Raw genomic sequence first — 553 nt, forward strand, 5'->3', positions numbered from 1 at the left:
TTTGTATAAGAGACAGGGGTTCGGTGCGGCGGGCGTGTCGCCGCCCGCCGCGGGGCGGGGGCCCGGAACGCTCCCGGCGAGGCGTTCCAGGCGGGCCCGCGCGAGGTGGCGCAACTGCTCGGCGGCGTGCTCGCGTTCGGTTTCCGGGTCCATGGCCAGGCGGCTCCGCAGAGCCGTCAGCGTCCGGTCCAGCCATTCCTCCGGGTGTCGGGGGTCCAGGTGCAGCACGAAGCCGTGGCCGAAGCGTTCCTCGTGGACGGCGAGGGCGGCGTGCAGGGCGGTGCGGGCGGTGTCGCCCGCGTCCGCGCCGACGGAGAGGGTCGCCGCGTCGTGCGGTTCGGCGGCCAGGGCCTCGGCGAGATCGGCGGGGGTCAGGTCGTAGGCGGCCTCGTCACCGGCCGCGAGCAGGGCCCCGGTGTCGCGGTAGGGACGGTGCTCGGCCACCCGGCGGGCCCATCGGCGGCTGCCGCAGCAGGTCAGGAGGAGGGCTTCGGCGTCGGCCGGGTCGGCGGCGTTCAGGCGGCGCAGGCCGGGGGGTGGGGCGGTGTCGTGG

Annotated in this window: 1 protein-coding gene; it reads right to left on the reverse strand. The window is 76.9% G+C overall.

What is annotated here, in order from left to right:
• A partial coding sequence (locus FOE67_RS27980) for a 2-oxo-4-hydroxy-4-carboxy-5-ureidoimidazoline decarboxylase (RefSeq protein WP_438874330.1) occupies nucleotides 1-553 on the reverse strand: 553 nt, incomplete at both ends.

Origin of the sequence: Streptomyces calidiresistens, from assembly GCF_014141525.1 — a bacterium.
In the GTDB taxonomy this organism is placed as follows: Bacteria; Actinomycetota; Actinomycetes; order Streptomycetales; family Streptomycetaceae; genus Streptomyces; species Streptomyces calidiresistens.